Annotated in this window: 15 protein-coding genes, 6 tRNA genes and 2 pseudogenes; 10 read left to right on the plus strand and 13 right to left on the minus strand. The window is 39.3% G+C overall.

Going from position 1 to position 20,611, the window contains the following annotated elements; all coding sequences use genetic code 11:
* Positions 1-92: 92 nt before the first annotated feature.
* The 8 genes and pseudogenes from JQC92_RS07565 to lrp form a co-directional block, all read right to left on the minus strand.
* Positions 93-578, minus strand: a complete 486-nt coding sequence (locus tag JQC92_RS07565; protein ID WP_204999085.1) for a DUF262 domain-containing protein — start codon at positions 576-578, stop codon at positions 93-95.
* A 315-nt stretch (positions 579-893) separates the two neighbouring features.
* Positions 894-2,180 (minus strand): serine--tRNA ligase, encoded by a 1,287-nt coding sequence (gene serS / locus JQC92_RS07570; protein WP_204999086.1) that lies wholly within the window; start codon positions 2,178-2,180, stop codon positions 894-896.
* A 16-nt stretch (positions 2,181-2,196) separates the two neighbouring features.
* Positions 2,197-2,571: a fluoride efflux transporter CrcB gene (crcB, locus tag JQC92_RS07575; protein WP_204999087.1), complete on the minus strand. Its 375-nt coding sequence runs from the start codon at positions 2,569-2,571 to the stop codon at positions 2,197-2,199.
* A complete protein-coding gene (locus tag JQC92_RS07580; protein WP_204999088.1) occupies positions 2,564-3,895 on the minus strand; it encodes an AAA family ATPase in 1,332 nt (443 codons plus the stop codon). Before JQC92_RS07580 ends, crcB begins: the two co-directional genes overlap by 8 nt.
* A gap of 8 nt (positions 3,896-3,903) precedes the next feature.
* A complete protein-coding gene (gene lolA, locus JQC92_RS07585; protein WP_204999089.1) occupies positions 3,904-4,548 on the minus strand; it encodes an outer membrane lipoprotein periplasmic chaperone LolA in 645 nt (214 codons plus the stop codon).
* A pseudogene (locus JQC92_RS23150) lies at positions 4,549-6,045 on the minus strand (DNA translocase FtsK); the annotation flags it as partial.
* A gap of 426 nt (positions 6,046-6,471) precedes the next feature.
* Positions 6,472-6,963 (minus strand): annotated as a pseudogene (locus JQC92_RS23155) (DNA translocase FtsK 4TM domain-containing protein); the annotation flags it as partial.
* Between the two features lie 155 nt (positions 6,964-7,118).
* Complete coding sequence (gene lrp / locus JQC92_RS07595) at positions 7,119-7,622, minus strand: leucine-responsive transcriptional regulator Lrp (protein ID WP_129947710.1); 504 nt, start codon at positions 7,620-7,622, stop codon at positions 7,119-7,121.
* A 180-nt stretch (positions 7,623-7,802) separates the two neighbouring features.
* Here lrp and ald point away from each other — a divergent pair, with 180 nt between their 5' ends.
* Positions 7,803-8,915 carry an alanine dehydrogenase gene (gene ald / locus JQC92_RS07600; protein ID WP_204999091.1) on the plus strand — a complete coding sequence of 371 codons (1,113 nt, stop codon included), beginning with the start codon at positions 7,803-7,805 and terminating at the stop codon, positions 8,913-8,915.
* A gap of 141 nt (positions 8,916-9,056) precedes the next feature.
* Positions 9,057-10,013, plus strand: a complete 957-nt coding sequence (gene trxB / locus JQC92_RS07605) for a thioredoxin-disulfide reductase (protein WP_204999092.1) — start codon at positions 9,057-9,059, stop codon at positions 10,011-10,013.
* 66 nt (positions 10,014-10,079) lie between these two features.
* On the opposite strand, the gene JQC92_RS07610 is transcribed toward trxB, so the two are convergent.
* From JQC92_RS07610 to rlmKL, 4 genes are read right to left on the minus strand one after another with little or no spacing between them, the layout of a single operon-like run.
* The gene (locus JQC92_RS07610) at positions 10,080-12,041 is read right to left on the minus strand and encodes a DUF3466 family protein (RefSeq protein WP_204999093.1); all 1,962 of its coding nucleotides are present in this window, start codon (positions 12,039-12,041) and stop codon (positions 10,080-10,082) included.
* A gap of 37 nt (positions 12,042-12,078) precedes the next feature.
* A complete protein-coding gene (locus tag JQC92_RS07615; RefSeq protein WP_204999094.1) occupies positions 12,079-13,995 on the minus strand; it encodes an ABC transporter ATP-binding protein in 1,917 nt (638 codons plus the stop codon).
* A 1-nt stretch (position 13,996) separates the two neighbouring features.
* Complete coding sequence (locus tag JQC92_RS07620; protein WP_204999095.1) at positions 13,997-14,236, minus strand: glutaredoxin family protein; 240 nt, start codon at positions 14,234-14,236, stop codon at positions 13,997-13,999.
* Entirely contained in the window at positions 14,229-16,352 is a 2,124-nt protein-coding gene (gene rlmKL / locus JQC92_RS07625; RefSeq protein ID WP_204999096.1) for a bifunctional 23S rRNA (guanine(2069)-N(7))-methyltransferase RlmK/23S rRNA (guanine(2445)-N(2))-methyltransferase RlmL, read from the minus strand. The genes JQC92_RS07620 and rlmKL overlap by 8 nt, the downstream gene beginning before the upstream one ends.
* Before the next feature lie 233 nt (positions 16,353-16,585).
* Between rlmKL and JQC92_RS07630 the strand changes: the two genes are divergently transcribed.
* From JQC92_RS07630 to JQC92_RS07665, 8 genes are all read left to right on the plus strand, one after another.
* Positions 16,586-16,662 (plus strand) — tRNA-Met (locus JQC92_RS07630).
* Between the two features lie 30 nt (positions 16,663-16,692).
* A tRNA-Met gene (locus JQC92_RS07635) sits at positions 16,693-16,769 on the plus strand.
* A 20-nt stretch (positions 16,770-16,789) separates the two neighbouring features.
* A tRNA-Met gene (locus tag JQC92_RS07640) sits at positions 16,790-16,866 on the plus strand.
* 64 nt (positions 16,867-16,930) lie between these two features.
* Positions 16,931-17,007 (plus strand) — tRNA-Met (locus tag JQC92_RS07645).
* A gap of 147 nt (positions 17,008-17,154) precedes the next feature.
* Positions 17,155-17,231 (plus strand) — tRNA-Met (locus tag JQC92_RS07650).
* Between the two features lie 148 nt (positions 17,232-17,379).
* Positions 17,380-17,456 (plus strand) — tRNA-Met (locus JQC92_RS07655).
* Between the two features lie 230 nt (positions 17,457-17,686).
* A complete protein-coding gene (locus JQC92_RS07660; RefSeq protein WP_204999097.1) occupies positions 17,687-18,292 on the plus strand; it encodes a hypothetical protein in 606 nt (201 codons plus the stop codon).
* 7 nt (positions 18,293-18,299) lie between these two features.
* The gene (locus JQC92_RS07665) at positions 18,300-19,013 is read left to right on the plus strand and encodes a DUF3307 domain-containing protein (RefSeq protein WP_204999098.1); all 714 of its coding nucleotides are present in this window, start codon (positions 18,300-18,302) and stop codon (positions 19,011-19,013) included.
* Positions 19,014-19,055: 42 nt separating this feature from the next.
* Here the strand turns inward: JQC92_RS07665 and JQC92_RS07670 are convergent, their stop codons facing one another.
* Positions 19,056-20,561, minus strand: coding sequence for a peptide MFS transporter (locus JQC92_RS07670; protein WP_239480460.1), 1,506 nt, complete (start codon positions 20,559-20,561; stop codon positions 19,056-19,058).
* Positions 20,562-20,611 lie beyond the last annotated feature (50 nt).

A 20,611-nucleotide genomic window follows, 5' to 3' on the forward strand; every position in this document is an offset into this window, starting at 1 on the left:
GTGTTTTGTTCAGAATCGCCATTTTATTTTGATAGTTGTCGTGGTTGACTTATTATCTCAAAAATAAAGCTTTTCTCCTCAGATTTTTCTTCTTAATTTGTTACCCATGTTTGATGGGTTCCAGAATCTATTCTCAGGCATCTTATACTTCTCTCTTCTAATCTTCTGATTAAAAATGGAGGAAGTTGATTGTACTTGCACCCATTTAGATTACTTAAAACATCTAAATCAGTTAAGGAATACGAGTTTTTAAAAAAACCAAAAATAGCCGTTAGACGTTGTTGACCGTCAATTACTGAATACCTCGCGATTCCATCCTCCAATTCCTCGTCAACATCAATATCTTGTGATAAATAGATAAATGGAATAGGTATATTTAATATCAAGCTTTCGATTAATTTAGAGGACGCTTCGACACTCCATCGATGCTTTCGCTGGTACTCAGGATTTAGTTTTATTACATTTCGATCGATTTTTTTTACCATTGTCTCTAGATCGTATTCTATCGTCTGCGTTTTGACTGTTCGCTCTTTTGCAACTAGTTGTAGTTTTTCTAAATTTTCTGATAGGAGAGTCATTTCATTCCTTAATTACTTGTTAGTAAGTTATATTATCTCTTAGACTGCTATTGCCATAAAGGCACAGATAATTAATGAACTTTAATCTAATTTATACATTTTTTGTATAAAACCCACAATCTAAACACTACCTTAGATGTCAATTTCTAGGTAAACCCGTGCCAATTTATTAAGAGAAGAGATCAGGGAAGTTAATTCAATAAATATTTATAAGTTGATGTATTAATTTATAAATATTTATAAAAACAAGAGCAACATTTGTTTCGTGGAGTACACAAAGCACCAGCCTAATAAACTGGTGCTCCACCAAAAAGATTAACCAATCTTTTCTACACCACCCATGTAACCACGTAGAGCTTCAGGAACCGTAATTGAACCATCTGCATTCTGATAATTCTCAAGAATCGCGACTAAAGTACGACCTACAGCCAAACCTGAACCATTCAACGTATGAAGAAGTTCTGGCTTCTTCTCACCTTGACGACGGAAACGTGCTTGCATACGACGCGCTTGGAAGTCTTTCATGTTAGAACAAGAAGAAATCTCACGGTAAGTATTTTGTGCTGGCAACCACACTTCTAAATCGAAGGTCTTAGTTGCACCAAAGCCCATGTCTCCAGTACATAACGTCATAACACGGTATGGCAGACCTAACAGCTGTAGAATCTTTTCAGCGTGACCCGTTAAATCTTCAAGCGCTTGCATTGAATCTTCAGGGCGAACGAGTTGAACAAGCTCAACTTTGTCAAACTGATGCTGACGAATAAGACCACGAGTATCACGACCGTATGAACCCGCTTCACTGCGGAAGCATGGCGTATGAGCGGTAAACTTAATTGGTAACTCTGACTCATCAACAATTGTGTCACGAGCTAAGTTCGTTAGCGGTACTTCTGCTGTTGGAATTAAGCTTAAACTTTGGCCTTCTTCAGTAGCAGGCTGAGTGTGGAATAAGTCTTCACCAAACTTAGGTAACTGACCTGTACCCAGTAAGCTGTCACTGTTTACCAAATAAGGCACATAAGCTTCAGTGTAACCATGCTGTTCAGTGTGCGTATCTAGCATTAACTGCGCTAATGCACGGTGCATACGAGCGATTTGGCCTTTCATTACGATAAAACGTGAGCCAGTTAGCTTAACAGCGTTTTTGAAGTCTAAGCCTTCTAATGCTTCACCTAAGTCAACATGATCTTTTACCTCAAAATCAAATGACTTTGGCTCACCCCAACGACGTGCTTCAACGTTTTCGTCTTCGTCTTTACCAACTGGCACTGATTCATCAGGTAAGTTTGGTAAGCTCATTGAAATGTCTTGCAACTCTTCTAAAAGCTTAGCCAGTTCGGCTTTTTTAGCATCAAGCTGTGCACCTAAATCGCCCACTTGAGCAAGGATTGGTGCTACGTCTCCACCTTTCGCTTTTGCTTGACCAATGGACTTCGAAATGGAGTTACGCTTCGCTTGTAATTCTTCAGTTTCAACTTGAAGCGATTTACGCTGTTCTTCAAGTTTAGTGATTCGAGCAACATCAAGAATATAACCGCGGCTAGCTAAGCTTTCTGCAGTTTGTTCAACTTCATTACGAAGGTATTTAGGATCTAACATGATTGATTTCTTTTAGTTAAATACGAGAAATTATGAACTGCTGACCGAGATACACCATAAATAGGCAGATGCCGACATTCAGCAATACGTTTAAAAAAGCTTGGATCCATTCTCCACGTTGAAACAGCAACAGTGTTTCGTTAGAGAATGTAGAAAAGGTGGTTAACGCACCTAACATTCCAACACCAATAAAGGCTTTCAAAATATGGCTTTCATGCATGTGTTCGCCAAAGGCGTACACAATTCCCATGAAAAACGAGCCAATGATATTTACGAGCAGTGTACCAAAAGGAAAACCAGTTCCAAACACTTGAATCATAAATAATGAGATTAAATAGCGTAAACTTGCACCAACTGCACCACCTAATGCCACGTAAACAAGATTAATCATATCTTTTTACCTTACTGGCTTGGTCAAGTTGTGATAATTGCTCAAGTTTTTGCTTAATGCGTTTTTCGAAACCGTGCTCGGTTGGGTGATAAAATTCAGCTTCTTTCAAGGCTTCTGGGAAATAGTTTTCACCCGCCGCATAATGATTGGGTTCGTCATGAGCGTAGCGGTATTCTTTGCCCATGCCCATTTCTTCCATCAATGTTGTTGGTGCATTACGTAAATGCATTGGCACATCGTGATCGCCTGCTTCTCTGGCTAACGCTCTTGCAGCTTTAAATGCTACATAAGTCGAGTTACTTTTGGGGGCACTTGCTAAATAAAGTACGGCTTGTGCTATTGCCCGCTCACCTTCGTAAGGACCTACACGATGAAAGCAGTCCCACGCATTTAACGCAACAGTCATGGCATTTGGGTCGGCATTACCAATATCTTCCGATGCAATGGCTAATAATCTTCTCGCAACATAAAGTGGATCACCACCACCCTCTAAAATTCGGCAAAACCAATATAAAGCAGCGTCAGGTGCTGAGCCTCGCACCGATTTATGAACCGCTGAAATCAGCTCATAAAATTGATCGCCTTTTTTGTCGTAGCTGGCAATTTGATGACCAGCGACTTGAATCAGCATTTCTGAGGTTAATGGGTCACCGTCATCGACCATGTCTGCCATCAATTCGAGCAAATTGAGTGCCCTTCTGCCATCACCGTCACTCAGATTTGCCAGCTTGAGCAGTACATCATCGTCCATAACGAGGTTTCTGCCGCCTAAACCTTTGTCGGTATCGGTTAATGCACGTTGACAAAGCACTTGAATTTCATCTTCAGTGAGCTTGTTTATCAAATAAACTCTTGCCCTAGATAACAAGGCCTTATTGACTTCGAATGACGGATTTTCAGTGGTTGCGCCTATAAAAATGACAGTACCATCTTCGATGTAAGGCAAAAACGCATCTTGCTGGCTTTTGTTGAATCGATGTACCTCGTCGACAAACAATAAGGTTTGTTGGCTACGAGATTGTGCAACTGATTTTGCTTGCTCAATCGCCGCTCGAATTTCTTTTACACCTGATGAAACAGCAGAAATGCGCTCAACATGGGCATTAGCGTAATTAGCAATTAACTCTGCCAGTGTGGTTTTACCTGTACCCGGAGGCCCCCAAAACAACATTGAATGTGCTTTGCCGTTTTCGAGGGATTTTCTAAGCGGTTTTCCTTCACCTAAGATATGAGACTGACCAATGTACTCCTCCAATTTTTCTGGCCGCATTCTGGCGGCCAACGGACGAAAATCTGGAGAAAAGTCGAGGGATAAATTAGACACGTTTTACTCTAATGCTTAGTACTTGTTTGACGTTGATCATCAATATCGACGCCTTCAGGTGGAGTAAAATCGAATAAAGAACTTTCGCTAGTCTTTAACGTTCTTTGATCGGATAAATCAAAAGTGCTGGTATTACCTTGTGCATCATGAATCACAAACTTAGAGAGCTGATCATTATCAAAGCAAGACTCTACTTTTGAAACATTTACGTCCATCGCTTTTGGTTTAATATCAAAGCAATGTCCATGTTTAGTCACATCATAATTCGACCATGTTTTATCATCTCGATGAATTAACAGTGTCATAGGTGATGATGCGATCGCTTGCTCAAGATTCATGACTGTCACTTCTTCTGCGAATGGATTATAAATCCAAACATTATCGCCTTTAGTGACAATCAAAGATTCATCAGGCTGAGTGAGGTGCCAATACAATTTACTTGGCGTCGCTAATGCAAACGTCCCCTCACCTTGCTGTATAACTTTGTTATTCACATCAATAACAGTCTGCTTAAATGTAGAATGTAAAGAGGCCACATTAGCTAATTTTTGTTTCAATTGATCAGCTTCATTAGCCATACTTTGGTGTGAAAAAAATGCTCCTGATAGTATCAAAGCTGAGCAGCAGAAACTGGTAATATTTTTTTTATTCATTTAAAAATCCGATTTTGGTGGCGGTGGTGCTAGCACTTCTCGATTACCATTATGACCTTGAGAACTCACAACTCCAGCTGCTTCCATTGACTCAATAATTCTTGCAGCTCGGTTATAACCAATTTTAAACTTACGTTGTACACTTGAAATTGAACCGCGACGAGTTTCTGTTACAAATGCGACCGCTTCATCATAAAGTGGATCAGTATCTTCATCTGATTCGGATGATTCGCCCGGCAATAACACTTCGCCGCCTTCACTCGATCCATTTAAAATTTCGTCAACATATTGTGGTTTACCACGTGCCTTCCAATCTGCGACGACTTTATGAACTTCATGATCATCAATAAATGCTCCATGAACGCGCATTGGCACTGAAGTCCCCGGTGGCAGATACAGCATATCACCCATACCAAGCAGTGTTTCTGCACCTTGCTGGTCAAGAATGGTTCTTGAATCGACTCTTGATGAAACCTGAAACGCCATACGCGTTGGTACGTTGGCTTTAATTAAACCTGTGATCACATCTACTGACGGACGCTGAGTAGCCAACACTAAATGAATACCAGCCGCACGTGCTTTTTGTGCAATACGGGCAATCAGCTCTTCGACTTTTTTACCGACTATCATAATCATGTCAGCAAATTCGTCGACGATTACAACGATTGAAGGTGATTTTTCAAGTTCGGGCGCTGTATCATCCATACCCTCGTTTGGTTTCCATAAAGGGTCAAGTATTGGCTCACCTTCAGCTTTCGCTTTAGCCACTTTGGCGTTATAACCTTTAAGGTTGCGAACGCCAAGTGCTGACATGAGTTTGTAACGTCGTTCCATTTCGCCTACGCACCAACGAAGTGCATTCGCGGCTTCTTTCATATCGGTAACCACATCACACAAAAGATGCGGAATGCCTTCATAAACCGAAAGCTCAAGCATTTTCGGATCAATCATGATGAAGCGAACGTCATCAGGCCCTGACTTGTAAAGTAAGCTGGTGATCATCACGTTTACACCAACAGATTTACCAGAACCTGTAGTACCCGCAACCAATAAATGTGGCATTTTACCTAAGTCAACGACAACAGGCTCACCAGCAATATCTTGACCTAACACCATTGAAAGTGTCGATTTACTTTCTTCGAAAGCAGCGCAATCCAACACGTCACGCATGAAAACGGTTTCGCGGAATTTATTCGGCAATTCGATACCAACGTAAGGTTTACCCGGTATTACTTCGACCACACGAACACTTTCAGAAAGTAATGAACGAGCAAGATCTTTTGCTAAATTAGTAATTTTTGAAGCTTTAATGCCCGGCGCTAATTCAAGTTCAAAACGAGTAATCACAGGACCAGGAAATACGCCTACTACTTTGGCAACAATATTAAAATCGGCTAACTTGATTTCAACCAAACGTGCAACTTGTTCTAATTCTTCTTCGCTGATTGGATTCTTTTTACGATTTGGCACATCGAGTAAAGAAATATCAGGTAACGGCGGCATATCTTTTGGTGCAACTTTATCTTCTTGTCCAGGAATGACGATGATTCCATCAACCACTTTCGCTTTTTCATGTTTGGTTTTTACTTTCTTTACAGGGGCGTTTTCCAATTGCTGATTATCCAGTTCAACGAACTGTTCATCATCTCTTTTATTTTGAAATGCAAAAACAGGTTCAACTTTTTCTATAGTCTCAGCATCATCCAGTTCTTCAAATTGATCATCTTTGTTATTCTCTCTTGCACGTTTAACACGATCTACTAGCGCCATAAAACTACTGGATTCTTGTTCTGCATCGCTACTACTTCGATTAAATCTATCAGGTAAGCTAACGAGAAAATCAAATACGCTTATCAAGCCGTGACCAATCCATTCAATGACGGTTAATACGCTTATACCAGTTAATAAAGTAAAGCCAGAGATTAAGAAACATAACAAAAGCAATGTCGTTCCAATGACATTAAAGTAACTGACCATAATATGGCCAATAACGTTACCAACTAAACCTCCAGCGGAATACTGATATATATCATCGGCGTTTAAACTGGTTAACGTTGCGATACTAAAAAGAAGCAGGAAAAAGCCGATAAGCCTTAGCGCAACTGTGAAGTAATCGATTTCTAAAAGCCGATACGCTCTCTTAAACAACATCCAGCCCGATGCTGCAATTATCATAGGGATAAAAAATGCAACATAGCCGAAAAAATACAAAAGAATATCAGCAATCCATGCACCAAAAGGCCCTGTTACATTGGTGACCTTTTCGCCGCTGCTTGATTGGCTCCATCCAGAATCTAGAGGATTAAAACTTGCGAGTGCAACTAAAACAAGCGTGGCAAACATGCAAGATAAAACGAGTCCACCTTCAAAAAGTCTTTGCACACCTGTTAATTTTGTTTTGGTGTTTCCCTGCATCAAATCTATATGCCTTATGACCAAAAAATAAAAAATAAATCCAGTTGTTAAAGATACCAGAATACGATGAATTGTGCAGTGTTAGAGGTTCGGAGATTAAAAAAACAAACAAAAAAGGGAGCATTTAGCTCCCTCGGTAAGTCTAGTGTGAATATTTAATAATCAATAGTAGGATTAATTGCAATTCTACTCGACTGTTTTACTTCTTCCATAACGACATAGGTACGAGTGTCAGAAACAGACGGAAGTTTAAGTAATGTTTCACTCAATAATCTACGGTAAGCAGACATATCTGCTACACGCGTTTTTAAAAGGTAATCGAAATCTCCTGATACAAGGTGGCACTCTTGAATGTCGTCCAATAACTGAACAGCCCGATTGAAGTCTTCAAAAACTTCTGCGCTGTCTTTCCTTAGTGTGATTTCTACGAATACTAGAAGTGATGCACCAAGATAATGCGGATTGACTAGGGCTATATATCCATTAATAAAGCCTTGCTTCTCCAATCTTTTTACACGTTCTAAACAAGGGGTAGGGCTTAGTCCGACTCTTTTAGATAGTTCCACATTAGAAATGCGGCCATCCATTTGAAGCTCATTAAGTATGTTTTTATCGATACGATCCAAGTCTTTTATAGGACTCTTTTTATTATATGACATATTTATAACCATTGCTTCCATAAAAAAAGGTGTTTTATGCTGCAGGCATCCAAAGTTTAGCAACATAAACTACAACATGGATACTATACTAAATCCCTCTGAGATAATCATCTCAGAATGACTAAAATAACAACAATTCCCCTAAAAAAGTGGGATTTTATGCAATTCGAGGCTTGAAAAATGATTATTGGTGTTCCTAAGGAAATTAAGAACCATGAATACCGTGTAGGTATGGTGCCATCAAGTGTACGTGAACTAACCTTACATGGTCACTCTGTATTTGTTGAAACGACTGCTGGTGAAGGTATTGGATTTTCAGATCAAGATTATATCAACGCAGGCGCAGAAATTTTAAAAACGGCTGATGACGTTTTTAAACAATCAGAAATGATCGTTAAAGTTAAAGAGCCATTAGCCGTAGAGCGCGCTCGTTTACGTGAAGATCAAATCTTATTTACTTATTTACACTTAGCTCCAGATTTACCTCAAACTCAAGATTTAGTTAATAGCGGTGCTGTATGTATCGCGTATGAAACGGTTACAGATGATCGTGGTGCACTCCCCCTTTTAGCGCCAATGTCAGAAGTTGCCGGACGTATGTCTATTCAAGCAGGTGCGATGGCGCTTGAAAAATCTAAGAGTGGCCGCGGCATGCTTTTAGGTGGTGTACCAGGTGTTGAACCTGCTAAAGTCGTTATTATTGGTGGCGGCATGGTTGGTTGTAATGCGGCACAAATGGCTGTAGGTATGGGTGCTGACGTTACTATTTTAGATAGAAGCATTGATGCGCTTCGTCGAATCAATGTTCAATTCGGTTCAACAGTTAAAGCGGTATACTCAACAGCGGATGCTATTGAGCGTCATGTGTTAGAAGCAGACTTAGTTATTGGTGGTGTTCTTATTCCAGGTGCAGCCGCACCAAAACTTGTCACCCGTGATCATATCTCTCGCATGAAGCCTGGCAGTGCTATTGTGGATGTTGCAATCGACCAAGGCGGTTGTGCTGAAACTTCAAAAGCAACTACCCACCAAGACCCAACATACATTGTTGATGATGTCGTTCATTATTGTGTCGCTAATATGCCTGGTGCAGTAGCTCGTACATCTACATTTGCACTCAATAATGCAACGCTGCCTTATATTATGAAGTTAGCGAAGATGGGTTACAAGAAAGCACTTCAATCAGATAAGCATTTATTAAATGGCCTTAACGTAATGCACGGTAAAGTAACCATTAAAGAAGTTGCTGAAGCTCATGGTATGGATTACGTACCAGCTGAACAAATGTTCTAATCGTATTGAATTATTTACAAAGGGAGGCTGCTGCCTCCCTTTTTTTATAAAGAATCGATTAAGGCAATCGAAATTTTTACCTTTACCACCCTATCTAAATTCCATACAATCTCAGCAATTTGCTAACGCACGGAGAATAAAATGACTGAAGCTCGTCATTGTAAGCTTTTGATCTTGGGTTCAGGCCCTGCTGGTTATACTGCTGCAGTTTATGCAGCTAGAGCTAACTTAAACCCTGTAATGATTACTGGTATGCAACAAGGTGGTCAATTAACTACGACTACTGAAGTCGAAAACTGGCCAGGTGATGCAGAAGATCTTACAGGTCCAGCATTAATGGAGCGTATGCAAAAGCATGCTGAAAAGTTTAATACTGAAATCATTTTTGATCATATCAATGAAACTGATTTATCTGAGCGCCCTTTCCGTTTAAAAGGTGATTCAGGTCAATACACATGTGACGCCCTAATTCTTGCGACAGGTGCTTCTGCGATGTACCTTGGCCTTGATTCTGAGCAAGAATTTATGGGCAAAGGTGTTTCAGCTTGTGCAACGTGTGACGGTTTCTTTTATCGTAACCAAAAGGTTGCGGTAATAGGTGGTGGTAATACTGCCGTTGAAGAAGCGCTTTATTTAAGTAATATTGCCTCTGAGGTTCATTTAGTCCATCGTCGTGATACTTTCCGCAGTGAGAAGATTCTTACCGATAGACTAATGAAAAAAGTTGAATCTGGTAATATTGTTCTTCATCTGAAGCAGACTATGGATGAAGTTGTTGGTGACCAAATGGGTGTTACTGGCTTAAAACTTAAAAGCACTGAATCTGGTGATATTTCAGATCTGGCCGTTGCTGGTGTTTTTGTCGCAATTGGTCATAAGCCGAACACTCAAATCTTTGAGAACCAACTTGAAATGAATAATGGTTACATTAAAGTTGAAAGTGGTTTGCAAGGTAATGCGACTCAAACATCTGTAAAAGGTGTATTTGCATGTGGTGACGTAATGGATCAACATTATCGTCAAGCGATTACTTCTGCAGGCGCTGGTTGTATGGCCGCACTTGATGCAGAACGTTTCTTGGATGCACTAGAACAGTAAGCTTATTTACTATGCTTCATAAAAAACGCAGCGATTAAGCTGCGTTTTTTGTTAAAAGAAAAAAATCTACTTTTTGTTTCTTCTTCTGATAAATGCAAATGGAATCAATGCCAATAGTCCGCCAAATATTGCCGCACCTTTACGCTCGTATTTGGTACCTGACTGTGCATCTTTTGTCTGATATGGACACTTTTCATTAAATGATTCAGCTTCATCGTCTTTAATCTGCTCACCAGTAGGTTTTAAAATAACCATTCTAGGTATTGCATTGGTTACAGGATTACCATCAGCATCTAAAACAAACAGTGGCTCTTTTGTATCTGGATCGACGATAGGGTTGCCATTGACATCTACTTGATACGCTGGACGTTGAATTAATGCAGTTCCCACAATTGTTCCGTCTTCGCTAATATCGGAGGCATCAACAACAGTGATTTTGTTGGTATAAGATAATGACTTGCCAGATCCATCTGTCACTTCTACTTCATTTCTAACCCAATCACCATCAGATTGCTTATAACCTTTTGAGCCACAAGTAAGCAACTCATTGATATTCCAAAAATTATTCTCTTCTAATTTTTCATCAAATAAGAAAGCCACTTTAGAGCGAGTTGTACTGGTGTCATCTAATGTTTCAGTATAACCAACTACCTGACCTTCATCATTAATAGCACGCCCGCGACTTCTTAAGTCTGATACTTTGCCAGTGAAATCTTCTGGAGTAATGACTTCTGCATTATCCGCCTTAGTATCGTAATAGAAGAATTTATCAACTGGCGAAGTTTGAGTGCTAAAGAAAGTGGAGTATGAACCTACAGCAATACCGTTGTTATTAATATCATAGGCAATCGATTCTCTATCATCTTTTACATCTGGAACAGGAATCCAGTGATACTCATATGAGCCATCATCTTTTTTCGTCCAGAAAGCAGCATCGTAGCGTCTTCGGTTACTATTACCCTCACGCTCAACAAAAGATCGACCTACTACAACGCCGTCATCATTGACACCTAATGCCTGCGCCGTATAAATAGAGTTATCACTATCGTTAGGTGTAAAACCTAAAGGTAATGACTCTGGAGTTACTGAATTGTCGGAATTAATTTGCCAAACATAACCACGAATTTGGTAATTGATTCTTCTTACATTTCTGGAATCTGGGAACTGGTCTTGTTGAATACAAATATCCAGCGGTATTGATAGATCATCTTTATTTAAACAATCGTTATCTAGATTATTTTTACTGTTTTGAGAGATATCAATACCAGCATAACCAACAACTAAACCATTTTTATTGATTGCTGTAGCACCTGAAAAACCACCAATGTTGGCCGTTTTTTCTTCATCGTTAGTGTACGATGTATAAGGAGGCGCCAGATCAATTTGTTGACCATCTTTTACAGCAACCGCTCTTTGTTCGTAATCACGATAAAACCAAAACTCTTGATCGGCATTATCACCATCATAAGGAAGCTTTTTCTCTGCAGCGGTCATGTTACCGACTCTAACGCCGTCTTCATTGATGCCAAAATATTGTGCATCAACTGAGTTTACTGCATTAGTATCAGTTGAATCTTTAGGCGCTGTAGCGCCATTAATCGATTCAAAAGTAGGAACCCATGTTTCACTTGCAACAAAAGGATAATTATTGGCAATAATTTCGGAGTTCACACTGTAAGAAATTGCTTCCGATGGTGCAATGCCGTCATCAGCATCAACAAACTCATCGTCAACATCCTCTGTGTTTAACTTTTTACGGCCAAGAGCAATACCCACTAATTCATCTTTCGAATTAACGCCTTGTGCATAACCGTTTCGAGTTGAATCGAGCGTTCCTTTACCTGCTCCTTCAAAATCATAATAAAAGCAATCTTCTGGTTTTATATCCTTACAAACTTCACTGTTAGGATCATTGGGAACTTTTTCTATGTTCTTTATTTCATAGACGGGTGCTGCAACAGCAGTACCCAATGCACTTAATACACCCACTGCTACTGCCGATAAAGCGGCTTTACGCTTCAACTTCATTAACTTCTTCCTGTTTAATTCAGTTACTCTGACCAACCTACTTCTGGGACTCTAACTCTTCCCAACGTTCAAAGTAAACTTCTAGTTGTTGTTCTTTCTCTGCCAATAAACTTAATTTCTCGTTGACAATATTTTGTTCTTGGCTATAAAAATCACCAGCATTAACCAATGCTTGTAACTTCTCGATTTCTTTTTCAAGGTTATCCATTTTAGCTGGTAAATCTTGTAATTCTTTTTGAAGTTTATAACTTAACTTCTTAGCAGGCTTTTTAGCCTCTTCTGCTTTATGCTTTTGCAATTCAGCTTTGTTATTGACAACAGGTTCTTGCTCAAGTTCCTCGCGATAGAATTTTGCACCTTGAGAAACAGCATCTTGGTAACCACCAACGTATTCTTGCCAATGACCATTACCAGCAAACCACCAACTACTTGTCACTGTATTATCAATGAACTCTCTATCATGAGAAACAATTAACAATGTCGCTGTATATTCTGATAATAAAGACTCTAACAATTCTAAGGTCTCAATATCAAGGTCATTCGTTGGTTCATCCAAAACAATTAAGTTTGCTGGACGTAACAATAGCTTAGCAAGTAGTAATCGATTCTTTTCACCACCGCTTAATGCCTTAACAGGTGTTCGCGCACGAGCTGGTGAAAACAAGAAGTCCTGAAGATAACTCAAAATGTGTCTATCATTGCCATTAATGGTAACAGTTTGTTTTCCATCTCCGACATTTTCCTCAACCGTTTTTTCAGGGTCAAGGGCTTCACGATATTGATCGAAGTAAGCTACTTGTAGCTTAGTCCCTACTCTCACACTGCCTGACTGAGGTTCTAATTGCTCCAAAAGTAATTTGATAAGTGTTGACTTGCCACACCCATTTGGGCCAATTAAAGCAATACTATCCCCACGCATAATTGAAGTGGAAAAGTTCTTAACTAAACTTTTTACAGGAATGCTAAAGTCCAGATTCTTAACTTCAAAAACCAGCTTTCCAGAACGCTCTGCATCTGCCACGGCCATATTTACATTGCCTTGACGATTAATTCGTTGGCTACGTTCTTGTCTTAACGCCTTTAATGCACGAACACGACCTTCATTACGTGTACGACGTGCTTTGATCCCTTGCCGTATCCACACTTCTTCTTCTGCTAGCTTTTTATCAAAGTGAGCATTTTGCTCTTCTTCGACTCTTAACCATTCAGCTTTACCTTCAAGGTATTGATGGTAACTGCCAGGCCAATTGGTTGCCACACCGCGATCAAGATCAACAATACGAGTAGCAATACGATGGATAAAACCACGGTCATGGCTGATAAAGACAATAGCACCTTTATAATTCAACAAGAACTGCTCTAACCATTCGATAGTATCGATGTCTAAGTGGTTAGTAGGCTCATCAAGTAATAATAAATCAGGCTCACTGACCAATGCTCTTGCAAGAGCAACTTTTCGTTGCCAACCACCTGATAATTCAGATAACGGTTTGTCTGCATCTAAACCCAGTAATTGGCACATTTGAGTAATACGAGATTCAAGCTGCCATCCATTATTGTGATCGAGGTGTTCTTGTAGACGTTGCATTTTATTCAGCAACTTCTCCATTTCTTCACCTTCAGCTGTAGCAACTGTCAGAGACAATTCATGATATTCTTCAAGCATATCCCCAATTTCAGCTAATCCACCGGCAATATAAGCATAGACTTTGCCTTCTGCTGATTTAGGTGGATCTTGCTGTAAACGGCTAACTTTCACATCCGCAGCGATATTAAACTCGCCATCATCAAGTAGAATGTCGCCAGCTAATATCTTTAATAGTGTTGATTTGCCTGCACCATTACGTCCCACGATACAAACACGCTCGCCAGGCTCAATCGTGAAGTCAGCATTTTTAAGTAATGGAATATATCCGAAGGCTAATGAGCCATTATTAATTCTTACTAGACTCAAGTTACGCTCCTAAAAACTTTGAAATATCTTCAACATCAAATGGCCATCCTAATTCTTTGCTATTTGAGTTGTTCATTAATACCGGGATGCGGATCCCATATAGTTCAGCCAATGTTTCGTCGTCACATATATCTTTCATGACAAACGGTAAACTGAGCTCTTTCAATTGTGCCTCTGCCACTTCACACAAATGGCAGCCATCTGTGTGAAACAGCACTAACTCCATCTCAGGTTTATGCATGCTTTACTGACCAAACGTTATGAATTTGTGGGTTACGTTTAAAATCAAGAGGCAGTAATTTAGCATCAAGGTTATGTACTACCAATCCAGCTTTCTCTAGATTTTTATTGTCAATTTTGAACTTGCGCTTGTTGTTAGAGAAAATGATCTCACCTTCTTTACTCATTAATTTAGCTAATGTAATAAGCATGCTGGCATGATCTCGCTCAACATCAAAAGACTCTTCCATTCTTTTAGAATTTGAAAAGGTTGGTGGGTCAATAAAAATCAAATCGTATTGTGTATTTTGCTCTTCAATCCAAGTCAAACAATCCGCTTGAACAAATTGATACTTACGCCCTACTAATCCATTTAAATCAAAATTCTCTTTTGCCCAATTTAAATAAGTATTAGACATATCAACTGTCGTTACGGATTGAGCTCCACCTAATGCAGCATGAACTGACGCCGACCCAGTATAAGCAAACAAGTTTAATACTGATTTACCACTAGACTTCTCACCAATCAGTTTTCTCGTCAGGCGGTGGTCCAAAAATAACCCCGTATCTAGATAACCTGATAAGTTAAGCTTGAACTTCGCCCCATATTCATGTGCGGTTAATTCAACTTTTTCCTGTCTTAACTTTTGATACTGGTTGGTGCCCTTTTGTCTTGAACGAGTTTTAACAACAATATTATCAGAATGAACACCAGTAAGTTCAGGCAATACTAACAAGATGTCACTGATTCGTCTTTTTGTAACCGACTCTGGCATTTCAGCAGGTGCAGCATATTCTTGAACAACGAGATAGTCGACATAGCGATCGATTGCCACATTGTATTCAGGAATATCGGCATCATAAATACGATAGCAATCTAACTCTTCCTTTTTAGCCCACTTCAGTATTTGTTTTAAGTTTTTCTTAATTCTATTACTAAAGTCTGGTGCTACATTAGCCAGATCAGCCGTTTGAGTTGTAACTTCACGTCGAGTGCTTTTTTCATGAAGTGTATAAGTGTTGAAACCACATTCGATAGCACCATTAAACAGCTTTAGTTGCTTATCAGCTTTTAATTTGAGTGCTGAAAGTAATTCAATTTCACTGCATAACATCGAAATTTTCCAACCGCCAAAACTCGCTTTGAAGTGCTCGCCAAGACGAAAATAAAGTTGCAACAAACTCGTAACCTTACCTAAACGCTCACCATAAGGCGGGTTGCTAACAATTGTCCCCGTAACTACAGGAGGCAGTACTTGAGTCGCATCGGCTGTATCGAAACTGATTAACTGGTCAACTCCTGCACGTTTGGCATTATTCGTTGCAATCGATACTAAACGTGGCTCAATGTCAGTCCCAAAGAATTTTTGCTCACAACGTGTTTTACCAATGCTTGCTCTAGCTTCCGCTTCGTTGAAAACCTCTTTCCATAACGCTTCATCGTGTCGATGCCAATGCATAAAGCCAAACTCGGTGCGCTTAAGAGCTGGGGCAATGTCAGCTGCAATCATTGCTGCTTCAATAACAACAGTTCCACTACCACAGAAAGGATCGAACAAATCAGTTTGGTTTGCAGTCCAACCACTACGTGCAAGCATATTTGCTGCAAGGTTCTCTTTTAGTGGCGCAGAACCTGTTGCATCACGGTAACCACGCTGATGAAGTGCTGGGCCTGAGAAATTAATTCCTATCGTTAAGTTACCACGACGGAAATGAGCATCGATGCGAAAGTCAGCATGACTACGAGAAACGTCTGGACGTTGCTCATCATCATCCCTAAAACGGTCAACAACAGCATCTTTAATTTTTAAAGCACCGAACTGTGTATTTTTTATAAAACCACCGGTACCGTGAAAATCAATACTAAAAGTACTTCTGTTTGAAAAGTGACTTGGCCAGTCAATGCAATAAGCCGTGTCATATAACTCTTCTGGATTATTACAAGTCGCTTTCTGTAAGATCAATACAATACGACTAGCTATACGCGACCATAAAGTAATGCGGTAACCTATCTCCAATGAACCGGAGAAATAAACCCCTGCAACACTTTCTTTAATTTCAGTAGCCCCTAGATTATCTAATTCTCTAGCAAGACTATATTCACACCCCTTTGGGGCAGCAGCAAAAAATTCAAACATGCGTAACTTCAGCACAATAAAATAATGGTCGGCATTATACCGATATAAGCACCTAAAACCTAAAAACTAATCGATAAAACCATTAATTAAAAAAGCTGTAGTAAAGGATTTTTACTATATAAGGAGTCATGAGCCAGCTATGCCGCAATTTTAAGCGACTGAAACATAATTTCAAAATACTGCTTGCATTGAATGAACCATGTGGCTATAGTTCGCCCCGCTTTAAAGGTGGACGCGGGATGGAGCAGTTTGGTAGCTCGTCGGGCTCATAACCCGAAGGTCGTTGGTTCAAATCCAGCTCCCGCAACCAAGTCATTAAAGCAGTTGAATATTATTAGGACGCGGGATGGAGCAGTTTGGTAGCTCGTCGGGCTCATAACCCGAAGGTCGTTGGTTCAAATCCGGCTCCCGCAACCAAATAATTATTCAATATCTAACGCGGGGTGGAGCAGTTTGGTAGCTCGTCGGGCTCATAACCCGAAGGTCGTCAGTTCAAATCTGGCCCCCGCAACCATTTCTTTATACATTTTCATGTTAAAGAATATTGTTAGAACACAATTAAAAAATTCTCATCCGGACGCGGGATGGAGCAGTTTGGTAGCTCGTCGGGCTCATAACCCGAAGGTCGTTGGTTCAAATCCAGCTCCCGCAACCATTTTTAGTTAGAAAGAAAGCTCATCGGGCTCAACTCTCACTAAGCCAGCGAAGGTCATTGATTTAATTCAACCTCCGCAACCATTTCTTTATACATTTTCATGTTAAAGAATATTGTTAGAATACAATTAAAACTTTCTCATCCGGACGCGGGATGGAGCAGTTTGGTAGCTCGTCGGGCTCATAACCCGAAGGTCGTTGGTTCAAATCCAGCTCCCGCAACCATTTTTAGTTAGAAAGAAAACTCATCGGGCTCAACTCTCACTAAGCCAGCGAAGGTCATTGATTTAATTCAACCTCCGTAACCAATTCTTTATATATCTCTTATATTAAAGAAGATTGTTAGAATACAATTAAAACTTTCTCATCCGGACGCGGGATGGAGCAGTTTGGTAGCTCGTCGGGCTCATAACCCGAAGGTCGTCGGTTCAAATCCGGCTCCCGCAACCATTTCATTTTAAACTCTAAAATCTCTCCAAAAACCATCATTATAACTTTATAAAATCCGAGTAAAGTCGTTACTGTCCCCCTACTCCATTTCAATCCATATTTTCTGAGTCAATAAATACATCTATTGCAGAGCAATCAAATTAAATTGCTTTTTATTAAGCAACCTTTTTTAATTGCCATATCAATAATTATTGACTATTATCTAACCATCTTTAATGGGAGCTCAGAAAATGATTGCTGTGTTAACTGCTGACTTAGTCAACTCAACAAAATTAGAACCAGAAAATTTAGTAAAAGTGACTACGTGGTTGCAGGATTACTTTGTTCAAAATTTAATGGCAACCCAGACGTTATCTGCAATATACCGTGGGGATGAGTTTCAGCTAATATTCAAAAAACCACAACAGGCTTTATATGAAACTTTACTTCTAAAACTAAAATTAAAACTCGCATTCTCATGGAACCAAGACTGTACAATGTCATTAGCTTACGGTCACGCTGACATCATTACTGATGGCCCTCAAACGTCTCAGGGACCAGTCTTTGTATCGTCTGGCCGCAATCTCAGTAAAACAAAAAAAGGTGATTTATTCATAAGTTTCCCTTTTAAATCTAGCGATACTTATTTATTACTGATAAAACTAATAAATCATCAACTTGAAAAGCTAACAAGATCGCAAGTAGAGTTACTAACAATTTACTTAGAAAATAGATTTCCTGAACATAAAGAGCTAGCCCAAATTACAGATACATCTAGACAAAACATCAGTAATAGATTGAGTGCAATAGGGGCAGATTTAATAAAGGAATTTATACAACTAGACGATCATACTTAAGTTTAAAATGGAATTATTATTAGCTCTAATCGCAATTCATACTGTATGCGACTTTTACCTACAACCCGATTCGTGGGTTGAAGACCGATTTAAGAATAAAGTGCATTCTTCCGCTCTACTTAAACATATCACTGTGCATTTTATCGCATTCTTAGTTTTCCTATCAGTTTTAGATTTTACTCTCAAACAAGTAATTTCTGTAACCGTATTTATGGCCATATCACATTACCTAATTGATATTTGGAAAAGTTATCAGCCTCGTAATAACCTGTTCTTTATCATTGATCAATCATTACACTTTATTGTCATATTATTCTGTTGGTTACTGTTGAAACCTGAAAATCTACAAGCTATTTTTGAAACCTTAGATAAACTTTACTCATTTAAAAATATAAGCATACTCCTTGCTTATTTACTGGCATGTAAGCCCATTTCGATTCTCATGTCGCTTGGACTACAAAAGTATTCCGCTCAAGTTGATAATCATCTACATGGACTTCAAACTGCAGGAAAATGGATAGGCTACATAGAAAGGTGCTTGATAATTACCTTTATTTTAATAAATCAATTCACTGCTATAGGTTTTTTACTCGCAGCAAAAACAATTTTTAGGCTCGGTGACTTAAGTAAAAGTAAAGATATGAAATTAACTGAATACATGATGATAGGAACGCTATTCAGTTTTAGTGCGGCAATAGCTCTAGGGCTTTTAGCAAAGTAAATATGGTTGCCTATAAACAAGCAACCATAATTGATTGAATATCTACCCTTCGTTACGTATATGCTCTCTCGTTAGTTGATTGAGCTTGGGTAAAACCAATAATGAGATCAATGTGCAACCTAATGCTGCAAAGCCTAGCTTATAAAACAAATCAGTGTAAATGACCATTGTTTTGATTGGATCAGTAATGTCGTGAGGCACACTGGCATAGTTTGCAACAAGCCCACCTAGATATTGTGAGTTACCTGATGAAACAAAATATGCCCCCATCATAAACCCACAGATACGTTCAGGTACAAAGCGTGCAATCATTGCTAACCCCAAACCTGAAACCAATAGCTCCCCTAATGAATAGGCTCCATATCCCCAAACCATTACCCATGAAGATGTTTTACCATTTAAAGCAAAAAGATTTGCTTGAGAGAAAATAAAGAACCCTAAAGCCACAACAAAAAAGCCAAGTGAAAATTTTATTCCAATAGTAAAATTCACCTTGTTCCTATGAGTCCAGTTATATAACCATGCTAAAATTGGACTCATAATCATAATCCAAAGTGGATTCAGTGCTTGAAACTGCGCGGGCTGCCAGTTCCATAGGTGAACCCCAAAGGCATTAAAACTCCAATCTACGTTTCTTAAAGCGAATAAAGAAAGTGATGTAGATAACTGCTGATAGAAGATGAAGAAAAATACACTTTGTAAAGTTAAAATCAGCGCAATGATAAGGCCTGGACGTTCGACTTTCTTAGATTTAGAGATCAGATACAAAAATATTATCGCTACAATTACAAAGGCAGAGTATACGAAAAACTTTGCAAGTTGTTCATATTGTAGAATAATTGCTGATATCCCAACCGTCAAAACACACGCAAATAATACAGCAACTAAATGCTTAATATTAATTGGCTTCTCTTCAACACGGGACCCATATTGCTTTAATGTGCCTTTCATTAAATTGTAGTTAGCAATACCAATGAGCAAACCAATAACAGACACGCCAAAAGCACCATGCCACCCAATCTCAGATCCATACTTTGCGGTCAAGATTTCTTTAATAACAGGAGTAACAAGAATAGTGACTGTCGAACCAACATTTACTGACATGTAGTACATCGTAAATGCACTATCGATTTTAGAGTTATCACCATGGTAAATTTTACGAACTAGATTGCCAGCATTGGGTTTAAACAAACCGTTACCAACAACAATCACGCCTAAAGCACTATATAGAAGCCAGTGATTTGTAGATGGGATTGCCATCATTGTGTAACCAATTATTAGAACAAAGCTGCCCAATTGAAGAGTACGTTTAGTACCTAAAATTTGATCTCCAATCCAACCGCCAAAAGCCGGAGAGACATAAATAAGAGCTGCTGCAGCACTCCAAACTAAAGTCGCTTTTGAATCGGGAAAACCAAGCCTCTGCACCATATAATATACGATGATTGACTGCATTCCGATAAAACCAAAGCGCTCCCAAACCTCAATCAGACAAACGGTCATAAATGAACGAGTTTTGCTAACTGATGGCAGATGCTCTGCTGACATACCTACCCCACTTTATCTTGTATTGTGCATTTAAAACTGACTTTACATAA

The sequence above is a fragment of the Parashewanella hymeniacidonis genome, from assembly GCF_016900895.1.
Classification (GTDB): domain Bacteria; phylum Pseudomonadota; class Gammaproteobacteria; order Enterobacterales; family Shewanellaceae; genus Parashewanella; species Parashewanella hymeniacidonis.

What these genes read in the sequence shown, in the direction of transcription:
- JQC92_RS07565 (WP_204999085.1), bottom strand. Translation starts at nt 578, where the DNA reads ATGACTCTCCTATCAGAAAATTTAGAAAAACTACAACTAGTTGCAAAA.
- serS (WP_204999086.1), bottom strand. Translation starts at nt 2,180, where the DNA reads ATGTTAGATCCTAAATACCTTCGTAATGAAGTTGAACAAACTGCAGAA.
- crcB (WP_204999087.1), bottom strand. Translation starts at nt 2,571, where the DNA reads ATGATTAATCTTGTTTACGTGGCATTAGGTGGTGCAGTTGGTGCAAGT.
- lolA (WP_204999089.1), bottom strand. Translation starts at nt 4,548, where the DNA reads ATGAATAAAAAAAATATTACCAGTTTCTGCTGCTCAGCTTTGATACTA.
- lrp (WP_129947710.1), bottom strand. Translation starts at nt 7,622, where the DNA reads ATGTCATATAATAAAAAGAGTCCTATAAAAGACTTGGATCGTATCGAT.
- ald (WP_204999091.1), top strand. Translation starts at nt 7,803, where the DNA reads ATGATTATTGGTGTTCCTAAGGAAATTAAGAACCATGAATACCGTGTA.
- trxB (WP_204999092.1), top strand. Translation starts at nt 9,057, where the DNA reads ATGACTGAAGCTCGTCATTGTAAGCTTTTGATCTTGGGTTCAGGCCCT.
- JQC92_RS07610 (WP_204999093.1), bottom strand. Translation starts at nt 12,041, where the DNA reads ATGAAGTTGAAGCGTAAAGCCGCTTTATCGGCAGTAGCAGTGGGTGTA.
- JQC92_RS07620 (WP_204999095.1), bottom strand. Translation starts at nt 14,236, where the DNA reads ATGCATAAACCTGAGATGGAGTTAGTGCTGTTTCACACAGATGGCTGC.
- rlmKL (WP_204999096.1), bottom strand. Translation starts at nt 16,352, where the DNA reads ATGTTTGAATTTTTTGCTGCTGCCCCAAAGGGGTGTGAATATAGTCTT.
- JQC92_RS07660 (WP_204999097.1), top strand. Translation starts at nt 17,687, where the DNA reads ATGATTGCTGTGTTAACTGCTGACTTAGTCAACTCAACAAAATTAGAA.
- JQC92_RS07665 (WP_204999098.1), top strand. Translation starts at nt 18,300, where the DNA reads ATGGAATTATTATTAGCTCTAATCGCAATTCATACTGTATGCGACTTT.
- JQC92_RS07670 (WP_239480460.1), bottom strand. Translation starts at nt 20,561, where the DNA reads ATGTCAGCAGAGCATCTGCCATCAGTTAGCAAAACTCGTTCATTTATG.